This is a genomic window from Clostridioides sp. GD02404, from assembly GCF_045898275.1.
GTDB lineage: Bacteria > Bacillota > Clostridia > Peptostreptococcales > Peptostreptococcaceae > Clostridioides > Clostridioides difficile_A.
In genome coordinates, this window is the sequence record NZ_JBJOCA010000007.1 from 40735 (window position 1) to 57786 (window position 17052).

The 17052-nt window shown below is 28.7% G+C and carries 14 protein-coding genes; all 14 read right to left on the bottom strand.

Annotated elements, in window-relative coordinates:
- Positions 1-37: 37 nt before the first annotated feature.
- A complete protein-coding gene (locus Q3287_RS06135; RefSeq protein ID WP_407963682.1) occupies positions 38-2152 on the bottom strand; it encodes a cell wall-binding glycosyl-hydrolase Cwp19 in 2115 nt (704 codons plus the stop codon).
- A gap of 300 nt (positions 2153-2452) precedes the next feature.
- Positions 2453-3157, bottom strand: coding sequence for a C40 family peptidase (locus Q3287_RS06140; RefSeq protein WP_227832281.1), 705 nt, complete (start codon positions 3155-3157; stop codon positions 2453-2455).
- 201 nt (positions 3158-3358) lie between these two features.
- On the bottom strand, positions 3359-5272 hold the full coding sequence (locus Q3287_RS06145) for a polysaccharide biosynthesis protein (RefSeq protein ID WP_407963683.1): 1914 nt from the start codon (positions 5270-5272) through the stop codon (positions 3359-3361).
- A gap of 83 nt (positions 5273-5355) precedes the next feature.
- On the bottom strand, positions 5356-6447 hold the full coding sequence (locus Q3287_RS06150) for a glycosyltransferase (protein ID WP_407963684.1): 1092 nt from the start codon (positions 6445-6447) through the stop codon (positions 5356-5358).
- A 5-nt stretch (positions 6448-6452) separates the two neighbouring features.
- Positions 6453-7748 (bottom strand): UDP-glucose/GDP-mannose dehydrogenase family protein, encoded by a 1296-nt coding sequence (locus Q3287_RS06155; RefSeq protein WP_054271348.1) that lies wholly within the window; start codon positions 7746-7748, stop codon positions 6453-6455.
- Positions 7749-7774: 26 nt separating this feature from the next.
- On the bottom strand, positions 7775-8527 hold the full coding sequence (locus Q3287_RS06160) for a glycosyltransferase family 2 protein (protein WP_054271349.1): 753 nt from the start codon (positions 8525-8527) through the stop codon (positions 7775-7777).
- 47 nt (positions 8528-8574) lie between these two features.
- On the bottom strand, positions 8575-9483 hold the full coding sequence (locus Q3287_RS06165) for a glycosyltransferase family A protein (protein ID WP_407963685.1): 909 nt from the start codon (positions 9481-9483) through the stop codon (positions 8575-8577).
- A gap of 21 nt (positions 9484-9504) precedes the next feature.
- Complete coding sequence (locus tag Q3287_RS06170) at positions 9505-10254, bottom strand: glycosyltransferase family 2 protein (protein ID WP_054271351.1); 750 nt, start codon at positions 10252-10254, stop codon at positions 9505-9507.
- A 28-nt stretch (positions 10255-10282) separates the two neighbouring features.
- Positions 10283-11458, bottom strand: a complete 1176-nt coding sequence (locus Q3287_RS06175; RefSeq protein ID WP_407963686.1) for a CDP-glycerol glycerophosphotransferase family protein — start codon at positions 11456-11458, stop codon at positions 10283-10285.
- Between the two features lie 14 nt (positions 11459-11472).
- Positions 11473-12312: a glycosyltransferase family 2 protein gene (locus tag Q3287_RS06180; protein WP_074178800.1), complete on the bottom strand. Its 840-nt coding sequence runs from the start codon at positions 12310-12312 to the stop codon at positions 11473-11475.
- 2 nt (positions 12313-12314) lie between these two features.
- A complete protein-coding gene (locus Q3287_RS06185) occupies positions 12315-13472 on the bottom strand; it encodes a hypothetical protein (RefSeq protein ID WP_054277364.1) in 1158 nt (385 codons plus the stop codon).
- Positions 13473-13487: 15 nt separating this feature from the next.
- On the bottom strand, positions 13488-14210 hold the full coding sequence (locus Q3287_RS06190) for a glycosyltransferase (RefSeq protein ID WP_054271355.1): 723 nt from the start codon (positions 14208-14210) through the stop codon (positions 13488-13490).
- Between the two features lie 11 nt (positions 14211-14221).
- Positions 14222-15295 (bottom strand): mannose-1-phosphate guanylyltransferase, encoded by a 1074-nt coding sequence (locus Q3287_RS06195; protein ID WP_054271356.1) that lies wholly within the window; start codon positions 15293-15295, stop codon positions 14222-14224.
- A 21-nt stretch (positions 15296-15316) separates the two neighbouring features.
- A complete protein-coding gene (locus Q3287_RS06200; protein ID WP_407963687.1) occupies positions 15317-17023 on the bottom strand; it encodes a phospho-sugar mutase in 1707 nt (568 codons plus the stop codon).
- Positions 17024-17052 lie beyond the last annotated feature (29 nt).

Genomic DNA, 17052 nt, shown 5'->3' on the forward strand with positions numbered 1-17052 from the left:
TTATAAAAATAGTCTATATTTCAAACAAATTTTTCTATTACTTAACTAAGTTTAAGAAAGTATTTAATGAAGTTTGATTTATACCATCACCTGCTTCATATACTAGAGTTGTTTTCTTAGGCTCTAAGGCAGTTTTCTGAGCAGATGTTACACTATTTCCAAGCATAACTACTGGTGATTTCAATTTAGCTGCTAAAGGACCTGATGTTAAAGCATCTACTAACTGATTACTTTTACTTACAAACATTGATGGATATTCAGCATTTGGATAGAATTTTTGTATTACTTTTCCATTTGTTTCTTCTCTATTTTCTCCAGCTATTCTATTTTTAGATACATCATTTGTAATAACCTTATCTAATTTATTTATTACTGAATCAGATATACTTAGATTACCACCTATAAAATAAGCATCCTTTACTTTTAAGTCTGATATCCAGTTGTAAACATCATCACTTACATTATCTTTTGATACTAATACTATTGGTTGCTTTTCCTCTCCTGCTTTTGAAGCTATAGAAAGAGAATCGGCTTCACCTGTACCACTTGTTATATATAATTTTTCTACTGGATTAGTTTTTACTAATTCCTTTGCTATTAATAAAGATGTACTATATCTATCTGAACCGCCAACTCTATTTATTGACACGTTTGATAGTGTATCCTTTATTTCATTCTCAACTTTATCTCCAATAGAGTTATTTCCTCCTATTAGGACAACTTTGCTTGGATTAAGTCTTTTTATCTCATCCTTAGTAGATGTTGGTATATTATCCTTATTTACTAATAATATAGGAGCATCATTTGCTGTAGCAAGTGGTGTTGATGTTATACCATCAACTATAGAATATCCATTTACTAATACTACTGTATCTGAATTTGTAGCCCAACCTTTTTTACTTATTGCTACTGCTGTATCATATCTTTCATTACCTCTTAATTTTTCCACTTTAACATTTGATGGTGGAATAACTGGTTCTTCATTACTACTAGAATATAAACTCTTTAAATCATTTTGTATAGAAGTACTATTTGCTATATCTTTAGCTGAAAAATACATACTACCTTTTATTTCACTATATTTTCTATTTAATGTTACTTGTTGTACTATTTCTTTTGCTATATTTTGTCCATTATAACTTGATTGACCTTGCTTATATATACCTTGTCCTATGTATAAGTCTACGTTTGTTCCTTTTACTTCATTAGCCCACCATGCCACTAATTTAGAGTAATCTGCAGCTTTAAGACCAATTGGCCAATAAAGTTGTGGAACTACATAATCAACTAATCCTTGTTTTATCCAAGCTCTTGTATCTGCATATGTACCTACATAACTTTCATTACCTGATGTGTCTGAACCTGTTGGGTCGCTACTCTTATTTCTCCATATACCAGCTGGACTTACACCAAATACAACATTAGATTTTATACTCTTTATAGATGCTTTTACATCTCTAAGTAGAGTATTTACATTTTCTCTTCTCCAATTGTCTTTATTCTGTCCATTTCCATATTTTTGATATGTTGCATTATCATTGAAACTTACTCCTGGATAGAAGTAATCATCAAAATGAACACCATCTATGTCATAATTCTGAACAACTTCTGCTATACTATCAACTATGTACTTTCTAACTTCTGGCAAACCTGGGTCATAGTAATACTTATTTCCATGTTTAATTACCCAACTTGGATTTTTCTTTGCTGGATGGTTAGCTGGTAATTTATCAATACTCTCATCTGCCATAGTTATTCTGTATGGATTAAACCATGCATGAAATTCCATACCTCTTTTATGTGCTTCTTCTATTAAAAATGGTAATGGGTCATATCCAGGGTCTTTACCTTGTGTCCCTGTAAGATATTCAGACCATGGATTTATATTTGATTTATATAAAGCATCTGATTTTGGTCTTACTTGAACCACTGCTGTATTTATCCCTGAACTTTTTAATTTGTCTAATAAATCTGTGTATTCCTTTTTTTGCTTGGCTTCATTATTTTTAGTCTTAGGCCAGTCTAAGTTATAAACTGTAGATATCCAAGCAGCTCTCATTTCCTTATCATTTGATGAATCAGCAAATGAACTTACACTACACATTGTAAGTGTCATTATAAGTGATAATACTAATATACTTATTTTTTTCATTTCATCCCCCTTAATTTCTAAAATTTATTTTTTTTTACAATATACTCCTTACTAAGTATATCTAAAATTCATATTATCTGTCAAATATTGAATAATATAGTTAAAATTTATATTTAATATTTGATTATAATATGAGATAATTTATTATAAAAAAAACAGCAAAGAAATTTATCTTCTTTGCTGTTTTTATAACGTTCATTGCTATTTTAATATTACTAACCGTTTCAATATTTATGTAAAACATTAAATGTAACTCTACATACTTAATGTTAATATTCAATCCTATGTAAATCTATATTATTATTGTAAAACACGTGTAGCAGTTATAAGTCTTCTTCCATAATTTGTTCCTGGAGCCATGCTAGTAACTTTTACTACATCTCCTGTTTGTGGTGAATGTATGAATTTAGAATCTCCTACATACAATCCAACATGATTAATTGAACCACCTGAACCAAAGAAAACTAAATCTCCTGGTTTTAATTCTGCTCTTGATACTTTCTTTCCTACTGTTGCTTGTGATCTTGATACTCTTGGTAAATTAACTCCTGCTCCATTTTTATAGACATAAGAAGTGAACCCAGAACAATCAAAAGAGTTTGGTCCAGTTGCTCCCCATCTATATGGCTTACCTTGTTGCTTAAATGCTAAGTTTAAAACATTTTGTACCTTTGCATCTACATTTCCACCTTCAATAGTTAAATAGTCTCCATTTACCCATCCTGTAACATTGTCAACTGTTTTTATTTTAAGCCATCCATTTGAATGTAATTCTAAAACCTCAACTTTGTCTCCTGTGTTTATCTTTCCTACTACTGAGTCATTTGCACTAGCTCCACTTCTCATATTTAAGAAATCACATTGGTCTACTGTTGCAGTCATAGGTGAATTAGTTAGCTCTGCCGCACTAGCTGTTATTGCTCCTGCTTCTACTGTGACAACTCCTGCTATTAACACCATAGCTATAAATTTTTTTAATATATGTTTTTTATTTTTAATATTCATCATAATCTCAAATACCTAATCCTTTCGAAAATTTAACATTTTGTTCCTTCGTTTCCAATTCCTAATTAACATTCTAACTTACATCAAAATAAATTGCAACCTTTTTTGTAATCTTTTTGTAATCTTTTTGTAATCTTTTGTTTCTTTTTCTTATATATTTGTTTCTTTTTGCTCCCCCTGGTTACAAATTAGAAATATATTCTACTTCTCCCGAGTTATTGCAATTTCCTTGACATTAGCATCTTCTGGTTTAATGTAAGTTGGCACTAATTTTCTCATAACACTATCTATTTTTTCAATTTCTTCATTGTTAGTAATTTCTCTTAAAAGTTTTAAGTATTTTGTTATTTTTTCTCTATCAACATCTATTGGTCTCCCAATAAAAATCTTTTTATGCTCTGTATCCAATAGACCTTCTTCTGACATAAGTAGTTCTTCATATAATTTTTCTCCTGGTCTAAGACCAGAAAATTCAATTTTTATATCAACATCTGGCTCAAATCCACTGAATTTAATCAAATTTTTCGCTAAATCCAATATCTTTACAGGCTCTCCCATATCAAGTACGAATATTTCTCCACCTTTAGCCATAGCTCCAGCTTGTATAACCAATCCTACTGCTTCTGGTATTGTCATAAAATATCTAATGATATCTGGATGTGTAACTGTAACTGGCCCACCATCTTCTATTTGCTTTTTAAAGAGTGGAATTACACTTCCATTACTTCCAAGTACGTTTCCAAATCTAACAGCAACAAATTCAGTCTCACTTTCAGCATTAATAGTCTGTATAATCATTTCAGCTGCCCTTTTAGTAGCTCCCATTATGTTAGTAGGATTTACAGCCTTATCTGTAGATATAAGAACAAATTTCTTAGCTCTATATTTTGAGGATAAGCTTGCTATGTTTAAAGTCCCAAATATGTTATTCTTTATAGCTTCACCAGGACTTGATTCCATAAGAGGAACATGTTTATGTGCTGCTGCATGAAATACTACTTCTGGCTTATATTTATTAAATATCTCATCCATTCTTTTTTCTTCTCTTATTGATGCTATTATTGTCTTTAAGTCCAATTTATTTCTATATTTTCTAATCAATTCTTGTTGTATCGCATAGGCATTATTTTCATAATTATCAACTATAATAAGCTCTTTAGGATTAAATCCTGCAATCTGTCTGCAAAGCTCTGAACCAATTGAGCCTCCACCTCCAGTTATTAGAATTACTTTTCCTTCAATATAATTGCTTATCTCTCTTAAATTTGTTTTTATTGGCTCTCTCCCCAATAAATCTTCTATATCTACTTCTCTAATCTGTTTTATATCTACTTTTCCATCTATAATTTCGTAAATTCCTGGTATTGTCTTTATCTTACAATTAGTATTCTTACATATATCAATAATTTCTTTTTTTCTATATTTTTCTATATTTGCAATTGAAAAGATTATTTCATCTATATTGTATTTTTCGACTACATCTTTTATATTTGAAGTTGTCCCTACAATCTTTACATTATGAATTATTCTTCCAACCTTATTTTCATCATCATCTATTATAGCCACTGCTACCTTTTTAAGTTCTGGATTTCTTTTTAACTCCTGTATAACCATTTCTCCAGCATCCCCTGCACCAATTATAAGGATATTTGAAACCTTTCCTCTAGAATAAGTCTTATTCATGACTATTCTTATAGCTCTATACGCTATTCTTGCACCACTTGTAAACATTATAATAAATATTGTATTTAATACATAAAACATTATGGGATAGTCAAAGCCCAATAATTTATTGATTATATAAGCTGGTATTAAATATGCTAAAGTTGCAATAAAAATAGAGACAATTTCTTCTTCGCCTGCATATCTCCATAATGTGTTATAACACTTAAATAATCTAAATGATACTATATGAAGTACAATATATATACAAACTGAAATTATTACATCATTAATAGTAAATACATTTAAATTACCTGTAAGACTTAAAGACATTCGAAATGCTACTAGCACGCTACAAATATCTAGAATTAATAATGTTAATTGTCTAAATTTATATTTCTTAAAAAGCTTATTAAAAAAGCTTTCTTTCTCTAAATCTATACCTTCTCGCATAACTAGAAGCCCTCCATTAAACAGCAAAAGCTACGCACCTAAGCATAGCCAACAACATCTATCTTTTGCTGTATTTTTTAATTTTATTTTTTATGTTTATCTAGTATAGAGTCATAAATTTTTTCTATATCATTAAAGTTTAGATTAACTTCATAATTTTCTTTAACAAACTGACGTCCTTTTGTACCCATACTAAGTCTAAGTTCATCATCTTCCATTAATTTTATTATCGCATTTTTTATTTCTTCTGGTTGTTTTGGTTCTACAATTAAGCCAGTTTCATTTTCCCATACAGATTCTGGATGTCCACCTACATTCGTAACTATTACAGGTACTTGACAGGCTTCTGATTCTATAGCTGCCACACCAAATCCCTCTCTTAAAGAAGGAAACACAGTTACATCAAAAGAATTAAAAGTCTTGCTGACATTTTCTGGAGATATTCTTCCTAAGAATTGAACATCTTCTTCTACACCTAATTCCTTAGCTAGATTTATTAGGTTGTCCATCTGGCTCCCAGAGCCTCCTATTTTAAGAATTATTCTCTTATCTTTATATTCATCTTTCAACATCTTAAAAGCTTGTATTAAATATTCTATTCCATATTTTTTTTCTAGACTTTTTATAATTCCTATTACAAAAGCATCTTCTTTTTCTACTTCCATAGGTTTAAATCTATCCATATCTACTCCGAAAAAGGTTACATCTACATGTTTTGCTGTATATTTATTAGCCTCTTTAGCCATATCTCTACTATTTGAAAAAATATAGTCTGCTTTTCTAAAATTATGCTTTATAATTTGTTTTTGTATAAAACCATTGTTAGGGAAATCGTAAATATCAGTACCCCAAACAGAAATAATATATGGATGATACCCAAGTAAACTTCCTATAAATCCATAACTACTTGCATATTGTGCATGCAATATATCTGGCTTTATTTCATTCACTAACTTCTTTATTTTTTTTATTGAGCCTAAATATCCTGTTTTTTTAGAAATTTTTTCATTCTTTAGTTCTTCTACATTAGAACCAAAGTCATAAATTTTTATCCCTTCCATGTGACCTCCATTTAGAGAGATTACATGAATATCATATCCTTTATTTTTAAAAAAACTACACCATTTTAAAGTATGAGGATTTGACCCATCAGCTAAATAACAAACAGTCTTCATAATCTTTACCTTCCTATCGAATAATACTCAATCCCAAGTTCTTCCATGTCTTTAACCTTATAGCAGTTTCTTCCATCAAGAACTAAAGGATTTTTCATCTTTTCCTTATACTTATGTATATCATAATTTAAGACATCTTTCCATTCTGTCATTATAAAACATATCTCTGCATCTTCTATTGTATCATCTATAGAATTGGCATAAAGTATAGAATCGCCAAATATTTTCTTAGTATTGCTGACACCAATTGGGTCATACACTGTTACTCTTGCTCCTCTTTCAAGCAAATATTTTATATTTGGTATAGATGGTGCTTCTCTTATATCATCAGTATCAGGTTTAAAAGTAAGACCTAGTACAGCAACCTTCATATCTTGAAAACTCTCAACTAACTTTGATGCTTTTCTAACTAATTTAAGCTTCTGACTTTCATTAACTTCGATTGCGGCCTTTACTGTTTTTAGTTCATAGCCATTATGTTCAGATAACCAATGAAGTGCTTTTGTATCTTTTGGAAAACAAGAACCTCCATACCCGATACCTGCCTTTAAAAACTTACTTCCAATTCTATCATCATAACTCATTCCTAAAGCCACATCTTCTACATTAGCTCCAGCTATTTCACAAAGATTTGCAATATCATTCATAAATGATATTTTAAGTGCCAAGAAATTATTTGATGCATACTTTATCATTTCAGCACTATTTCTATTTGTAACTATTATAGGTTGATTAAAAGGCTCATAAATTTTCTGTAATATGTCTCTAGCCCATTCACTTTCTACACCTATAACGATTCTTGAGGCATGTAAAGTATCTCTTACTGCTGTTCCTTGTGACAAAAACTCTGGATTAGATGCCAGTTCTATTTTTACATCATTTTTTAAATTTCTACTTATATAATCTTCTATTTCTTCATTTGTACCAATTGGCACTGTAGATTTTATTACCACTAGAGTATCTTTCGTTACAGTTTCAGCTATTTGCTTTGCAACTGCCTTTATATAATCTAAATTAGCTGAACCATCACTTCTCTCTGGTGTACCTACAGCTATTAATATTACATCTACATCTTCATAAGCTTTTTTATAGTCAGTAGTGTAATCTATTCTTCCTCTATTGTAATTTTTAACCATAAGTTCTTCTAGGCCTTCTTCATATATAGGAGCTATTCCTAGCTTCATTGATTTAACCTTTTGTTCGTCTACATCAACACAAATTATATTCTCATTACCTACTTCTGCTAGACAAACGCCTGTAACCAATCCTACATATCCAGTCCCAGCTATAGCTATTTTCATTATTTTTACCTCCAAGTATATAAAACTTATACTCTCTTCTTTATAGCATTAAAGACATAAAAACAAAATACATATAGACTTTTTGGCAAACTTAAATTTTCAACATTTCTATAAGTATTCCAAGTTCTTTTTAATGCTTTTATTTTATTACTAGATATAGAATTTCCAACTAATCTGTAATTTACTAAATCTTCATAAATACCATACGCATACTCTTCTTTTTTAAGTAATTGTAACCAAGTTGCAGTATCTTGTCCTCTTCTTACCAAAGGCATATTAAATTCGCCTACGATATTCTTATCAATGACTACGGTAGAGCACCCTATTATAGTATTTCTAAGTAGTCCTTCATAGTCAATCTTTTTAGGAGCTCTTGCAACTTTACTTGTTTTTGTTCCATCTTCTCTCATATATCTATAAGATGTAAAAGAAAATCCGATATTTTCTTTTAACATATATCCTATCTGAATTTCTAACTTTTTACTATCCCATAAATCATCACTATCTATAAATGCAATAAATCGTCCTTCCGCATTTTTAATTCCTACATTCCTAGATACTGCAGCTCCAGAATTTTTTTCAAGCTTTATATATTTTATTCTAGCATCTTCTTTTTGAAAACTTTTTATAATTTCACTTGAATTGTCCTTAGAACAATCATCCACTAATAAAAGCTGCCAATTTTTATAAGTTTGATTTTGGATTGACTTTATTGTCTCTGATAAAAACTCTTCTGAATTATATACAGGAGTAATTATCGATACTAAAGGCTCATTCATATTTTTACTCTCCTTATATAGCAACTAGCAGTACTATACCAACAAGTTTACTTAGATACTAATTTTCTTTGTCCAATATATTTGTAATATCCTAATGGGAATAATACTAAATACAACAATTTATCAGATATTTTATTGATTTCTCCAAAATAATGGCTATCAGACAATAACGAATATCTAGCTAAATTTATGTAATTTTTTATCCACATATATGGATATCTACCTAAAGGATATGTATTTTGATTTATCAAATATAAAAATTCTAATGCTCTACCTCTTAACGAATTTTTACTTAAGATATTTTTTGTTAAACCATCATCCAAATAATCTCTTATTATCATAGGCTTGTTTACACATTTAACTTTATAGTATTTAGACATTTCATTCCATACTACACTTTCTGGTAAAAATCTCACTTCTTTTCTTTCTGGAAAAGGAAATTTTATAAGTTCATCAGTTACAAATACTATACTTTTATCTCCCTTAACACCGTACTTAAAATATAGGTCTGCAAAGTGACATATTTTCTTATCTTCAGGCATTTCTGTCCCTATTAAATCTCCACTTGGGTATACACAAAGTCCAACAACTCCACTAAATCCTTCTTTATTCTCTACAGAATTCCATTCAGCATTAGCAATTTCAAGAGAATCTTTAATTAAACCATCATCACTATCTACAATGAAAAATAGTTCTCCATCTGCATTTTTTACACCTAGATTTATTGCAGTATGTTTTCCTCCATTTTCTTTGTATATATATCTTATATTTAATTTATTTTCTGATATAAATTTTTCAACTAATTCTTTAGTACCATCTTCACTTCCATCATCAACAATCAGCCATTCAAAATCATTGAAGTCATAAGTTTGAGCTTTTAAATCATCGTACAAATTTTCAAGTAAATGAGCTCTATTATATGTTGGAGTAAATACAGTAAATTTATATTTATACATTAATTAAATCTTCCTCTCTATCTAACTTTTTTTGATTCCATTTATTCCATAATTAATAAAGTAGTATACAGCTTTGTATAGAGGTATTTTTTCTATATTTCTATATATATTCCAAGTCCACATGGCAGCTTTTATTTTATTACCACTTAGTGAATTACTAGACTTTCTATATAATGCTAAAACTTCGTTTATTCCGTGGGCAATATGCCCTCTTTTCAATATAGATAACCATAAAACATAATCTTCATGTCTTACACCACTCATTTTTATTTCAAAATCTAGTTTAGACTTATCAATTACAACAGTAAGACATCCTAAGATATTTCCTTTCAATAATCTCCTATAATCTACATTAGGTGGTACTTTTATTACCTTGTTTAATTTTTTGTCATTTTCATCCATCAGTTCATATGAAGTAAATGATATTACATAATCATTTTCTAACATAAAGTTTACTTGTTTTTCTAACTTACTACTATTCCATTGGTCATCACTATCTAAAAAAGCTATAAATTGTCCTGTTGCCTTACTTAGTGCTAAATTTCTAGCATTAGAGACACCCTTATTAGTCTCAGTCTTTATACATTTTATTCTGCTATCCTGTTGCATATAAGATTTGACTATATTAGGACTATTATCTGTTGAGCAATCATCAATAATTAACATTTCCCATTCTTGATAAGTTTGGTTTAATACTGATTTTATGGTTGCTTCAATAAATTTTTCAGAATTATACATGGGAGTAATTATAGATACTAAATTCTTCTTCATATTACCTTCCTCATCATTTATAAAATATTTATTTAATTTTACTTATTACACAATCATATATCCTCTTGCAGTTCTTATTGTCATTATATCTGAAAAACTTATTTCTCTCATTTTTTTGGTTACCCATAACCTCAAAATTATTTTCAATAATATCAATAAGTTTATTCACAGCTTCATCATTATTATAAGCTAAAGACCCAAACATTTCACCTTTCAAATCTATATATGAATCAACTTTTTCCATATATTCCTCCAAATCAAATTGGTAAAACAGTATAGGTCTATTCATATATAAAAAGTCTATAGCTACACTTGAATAATCAGTTATATTTGCAGCTGATTTTCTAATTTCATTTGCTAGAGTTACCCCTTTGTCTAAAAACACAATTCGTTTTCCCATTATATTTTCTTTTATGTCATCTATAAACTCATGCATAAGATGATGCATATAAATTTTTACATTTATATCTTTCTCATCTAGTATTTTATTTAACTTATCATCATTCAAAAAATTCATTATACTTTTAAAATAATCTGTATCTGTAAATTTTCCTGAACTAAATTTTATCCAATCTCTCCATGTAGGAGTATATAATATATCTCGTGTTTGTGCAACTTCATTTGTTGGTAAATTGTCATATCTTGCATTTCCAATTATATAAACTGAGTCATCTAACATTCCCCAATCATCTACCATAACATTTCTTTCAAACTCAGAACTTGCTGTAACTATATTATAGCTTTTATATAGATTGTCTATAATATTTTTGAATTTTTTATTCATTGGTTTTCTCTTTTTAAAACTTATAGTCCCATGATTTAAGAATACTTTTACTGTCTTTTTATGAAAATAATTAAGAACAGGTACAGCAAAGTTATATGGTGCTATATCTGCTGATGGCGCATGTGAAAATACTATGGCTTTTGAATTGTAATAATATAGATAGTTTTCTACACTTCCTCTTATTAATTTTTTGCCTGGAATTTTATCAAATACTTTACTGTCTTTATTTACCACCCAATAAGTCTCTACATCATTATGCTCCTTCAACATATACTCATAAAAGAACTTCGCATTATCATTGTATATATCTCCTGAATGTCCACCTATAAGCCAGATATTTCTATCATTAAACTTATGCTTACTAAATGGATACATAAAAAAAGCCAAAAGCATATTTATTAAAAATTTAACCTTGTCCATAAACACCATCCTCATTATAACTTATACTGTCTAAATCCATTAATTCTTCCTTTTATAGTGGCACTATGATAATCTCTGTTGGAACTCAATATAAGACCACCTATATTTCTTACAAGTTTCGATGCCATAACCTTTACAAACTTATAATTCTTTCTATAGACTATTTCTTTTTTACAAAGTGCTCCAAAACCTCTTCCATAGTTATAATCTTTTTGATACTTTTCTTTAGATTTAGAATGTTTTTTTGCAGGATGGTAAATTATATCATCTCCAAAGTATTTTCCTTTAAATCCTAAGCTCAATAAATTTAAAACATAATCTATCTCTTCACCAGCACCAAATTCTCCACCAACACCTAATTTTTCATCAAACCTTGTATATTCTTTCTCTTCAAAGTCAACAAAAAAAGTTATAGATGTTATAGTATTTAAAACGTTGGAACTTGTAATATCACAAGTTCCATCCGCCATTTTTTTAAATGCATCAATTTTATTTGCATCCATAGTCTTGCAACTGTATATTTTATAGTCTTTATTTTGATTAAAGAAGTTTATAACTTTTTCTAATGTATTATTTTCATAAACACAGTCATCATCAGGGAAACCTATAATTTGACCTTTAGCGTTATTTATTCCTACATTTCTATTATAACTTAATCCCAGCTTATCGCTTTTTATATACTTTATATCTAACTTATCAATGTATTTGTCAACTATCTCCTTAACTTTGTTATTATCGTTTTGATCCACTACTATAAGTTCAAAGTTTTTGTAAGTTTGACTTTCTAAGCTGTCCATAAGTAAGTATATATCATCATATCTATTTAATGTTGGCATTATTAATGATATTAACATTACTACCTCCTACTTTTCATTTTCCACAGTTCTACATTTCTTTTATCATTTAATATTACTTCTTTTATTAGTAATACTATTGCAAAACTAAATGAAGCCTCTAATAGTAAGTTTTCTGCAAAAGAGTATAATAAAAATATGAATAAAGCTACTAAATACTCTTTCTTATCTTTTTCTATAAAACTTCCTATGCCTTTATACATCAAATACATAAATAATATGCAAGCAATTACTCCTAATACACTAATTATATATATATAAGAGCTGTCTAATGGATTGGTTGCTTTTATAGCTGCGCTATATGAATTTCCAAAAGGTTTCATAAAATTTCCTGCTTCAGCTAAGTATACATGCCAATACTTAGGTCTACTTGCTAATAATCTATTTAATATACTACTCTTAGAAAACATCATACCAATAGCTACACTAGATAAAGTAAGTATTATTGGCAACATCTTTACAAGTGTTGGTAGACCTTTTATTTTTTTTATGTTTATCAATCTTATTATTTCTACAAATATTAATCCTGCTAATATAGTAAAAAATCCTGTTCTACTATATGTCGTTTGATAAACAAAAAATGCAGAACCAAATAAAATTATTCTATCCCATTTATTATAGTTTTTATATCTTAAGAATATATATGCTGCATATATAGTAACCATATGATAAAATACACTATTTGGATTACCAAGCCCAAAATCCATTCTTGTAACAAGCATATCTATATTTTCTATATATCTATAGTGGACTTCTTGATTAAATACTAATGAAGGAAATAAATTAAATAATAATATAGCTGCTATTAAAAAACATGCAGATATTATTAAGTAACTTTTAACTATATATTTATCATCTATTTGTTTAGCTGATACAGCTAGTAATACAATTAATAATATAGCTCCTTCTCTATTTAATACATAAAGTAAGACACAAGCTCCAACTAGAAACATTTCTGTTATACTTTTTCTCTTATCAAATAAAAAAAGTAGCATTAGTATTCCTATTGAAGAATAAAATAACGCTGATTTAATCATCCCTAGATTTATATTTGGGTCAATAAATGATATCATATACTTTCTAAGTACTATGATAAACAAAACAAATATATAAAGATATTTTTTCATCATAATATTTCTATCATCGTTTAAAGTCTTCATTTTACTTTCTCCCTTTTAGTTTCGTAAAGTATTACTTGCAAATATTTTACAACACTTCCATATCTTATTTGCACCTGTTAAGTGTTTGCTTTCTAAGAAATAATTTCTCTTTTTAGCCCAACTTTTTCCCCACCAATGTATACCAAAAGTGTTTTCTGTTATACATTCTGGTGTAAAGTCTTCTTTAAATCCAAAAGGATAAAAATATTCTTTATCATAGACACGAATGCCCTCTTCATAATTATTTGGGTCAATCTTCTTATAATTTTTTTCCATAAGATGAGTCATTATCTTTGGTATTGTAAACAATGAAGAAGTAAGTACTTCTTTTTCATAATACTCCAATAAGTCTTTTAAAAAAGGATGTCCTTTTTCTACACCTATTATAGCACCATTTATATATTCTCTATCATCTTCATACCCACAGATTAGCCTATTATTTTCTAAAAGAGGAGTTATATCCTTTAATATTTGCATATCTGTATCCATATAAACTCCACCTTGTTCATAGAGTACTTTTATTCTTGTATAATCAGATATGAATGCCCAAAGCTTTCTTTTATAACATTCTTCCAAAAACTTATTTCCTTTTATTTCCTTCTCTATATCAAAGTTTTTTTCATTCCACTCTACTATCTCATATTCTGGAAGCTTTTCTTTCCAAGAGTTTATACATATATTTTCTATATTTCCTTTTGGACCACCAAACCATACATAATGTATTTTTTTAGGAATCAAATGAACACCTCCTACATATATTCTTGTCTATCTTCTTCTTTTAATTGCTCTACTATCTTTTTAACATCTTGAGCTTTATCTTTTCTACAAACCATAACTGCATCATTTGTAGATACTACTATCAGATCACTAATACCTATTGTCGATATTAATTTGTCATCTGAATATATAATTGAATTTTTAGTGTCTATAGTAATATTTTCACCTCTTTTGATGTTACCTTCATTATCAGTTGGATATATTGCACCTAGAGAATCCCAAGACCCAACATCATTCCACCCAAAATCGCCAGGAACTACTATAACATCATTACTTCTTTCCATAATACCATAATCTATGGAAATTGATTGTATTGTTGGATATATTTCTTTTATTTTTTCTATTTCTTCCTTTGTACCTAAGTAATTGCTGATTTCCTCTAATTTTTCATATACTTTAGGTAAGTACCTCTTAAAATCTTCTAATATTTTAGATACCTTCCATACAAACATTCCACTATTCCATACATATTTTTTAGAGTTTACATATTCTTTAGCAATTTCATAATTTGGCTTTTCTACAAACTCCACTACTTCATATGCAACATTTTCTATTGTGTTTTCTCTATTAAAATTTATGTATCCATATCCTGTTGATGGAAATGTAGGTGTTATACCAATAGTTACTAGTTTATCATTGTTTTCTGCTATATAGATAGCTTTTTCTAATATAGATTTAAATTCTTTTTCATCTTTTATATAATGATCAGCTGGATATACACACATAACACCATCACCATATTTTTTCATTATGTTAAAAGCTGCAAAACCTATAGCTGCTGCTGTATTTCTGGCACATGGTTCTGGCAATATGTTGCCATCTAAACATTTATCTTTTACTGTATCCTTTAAAGCTTCCAATTGCTTCTCATTAGTTACTATAAATAAATCGTCTTTTTTTGCTAGAGAATCTATTCTGTTTATAGTTTCATTTATTAAAGCATCTTCTCCACTTAAATTTATAAGCTGTTTAGGTACTTCTTGTCTACTAAGTGGCCAGAAACGAGTTCCTCCTCCTCCAGCCATTATGACATTGTATACTTTCATTGTTTATCTCCCCTTAGCTTTTTATATAGAATCCACTACATTTAATATATAAGATATTAAATTTTTCAATTTTAATTCTACATCTTCTTGGTTGTCTGAGTTTGCTCCAAAGTAAAATTTAATTTTAGGTTCTGTACCTGAAGGTCTTATAGCTATCCAAGAACCATCTTCAAGTAAAAATTTAAGTACATCTGATTTAGGTAAATCATCTACTCCATCCTTATAATCCAAAATCTTATCTACTTTTACATCAGCCACATTATCTATTTTAACACTTCTAAAGTAAAGCATCATCTCTTTTATTTTTTTTATTCCATCTATACCTTTTAAAGTCACTGACTTTAATTCTTCCTTATAATATCCAAATTTATTATATGTATCTATCATAGCTTCATACAGGTTCATACCTTTTGAAGAATAATATGCTGCCATTTCACATATCATAAGTGAAGATACAACACCATCTTTATCTCTAGCATGAGTTCCAATTAAGTAACCATAGCTTTCCTCATATCCCATTATAAAGCTTCTATCATTACTTTCTTCAAATTCTTTTATTTTTTCTCCTATAAATTTAAATCCTGTTAAAGTATTTAAACAATCTACATTATAAGCCTTCGCTATTTTTGCACCTAACTCTGATGTAACTATGGTTTTTATTATTGTAGGATTGTTTTCAGAAAGTTTATTTTCTTCAACTAAACTCTCTATTATATATCTAACTAAAAGTGAGCCAACTTGATTTCCATTTAAGACTATATATTCACCACTTGAATCTTTTACAACAACCCCTACTCTATCACAATCAGGGTCTGTCCCTATTATCAAATCAGTATTATTACTCTTTGCCATTTCAATAGCTATATTAAATACTGACTTTTCCTCTGGATTAGGATACTTAACTGTTGAAAAATTAGAATCTGGTAATTCTTGTTCCTTAACCACCATCACATTTTCAAATCCACATTCATCTAAGACTCTTCTTACTGGCTTATTTCCAGTTCCATGAATAGGTGTATATATTATTTTTAATTTTTTACCATATTCATTTATTATATTTTGTCTTAACACTTGCTTCTTAATAGCTTTTATAAATTCGTCATCTATTTCATTATCTAATATAGTTATTAAATCTTTAGATAAAGCTTCTTCAAAATCTAAACTCTTAATAACACTGTAATCATCAATCTTATTAACTTCTGCTATTATATCATTTGCCATATCTATACAGATTTGACCCCCATCTGAGTCATATACCTTGTATCCATTGTACTCTTTAGGATTGTGACTTGCTGTTATTACTACCCCCATAGCACATTTTAAGTATCTAACAGCAAAAGAAAGTTCTGGTGTAGGCTTTAATTCTTCAAAAATATAAGCCTTTACACCATAAGCACTTAAGGTTTTTGCTACTTCTATACAAAACTCTCTCGACATGTATCTACTATCATGTGCTATAACTATTCCCTTTTGTTTTCCTTCTTCTCCTTGAGTCTTTATGATATAATTTAAAACTCCAAGTGTCGCACGTCTAACAGTATAAATATTGATTCTATTAGTTCCCGCTCCTATTATACCTCTTAAACCACCTGTTCCAAACTCTAAGTTTTTGTAGAATCTATCTTGTATTTCTTTTTCATCATCTTTTATGCTTAATAGCTCATTTTTCGTTTGTTCATCAAAATAAGGAGAATTCAACCACATTTCATAATTATTCTTATAATCCATATTTTCATCCTTTCTGACTTTATTTTAAT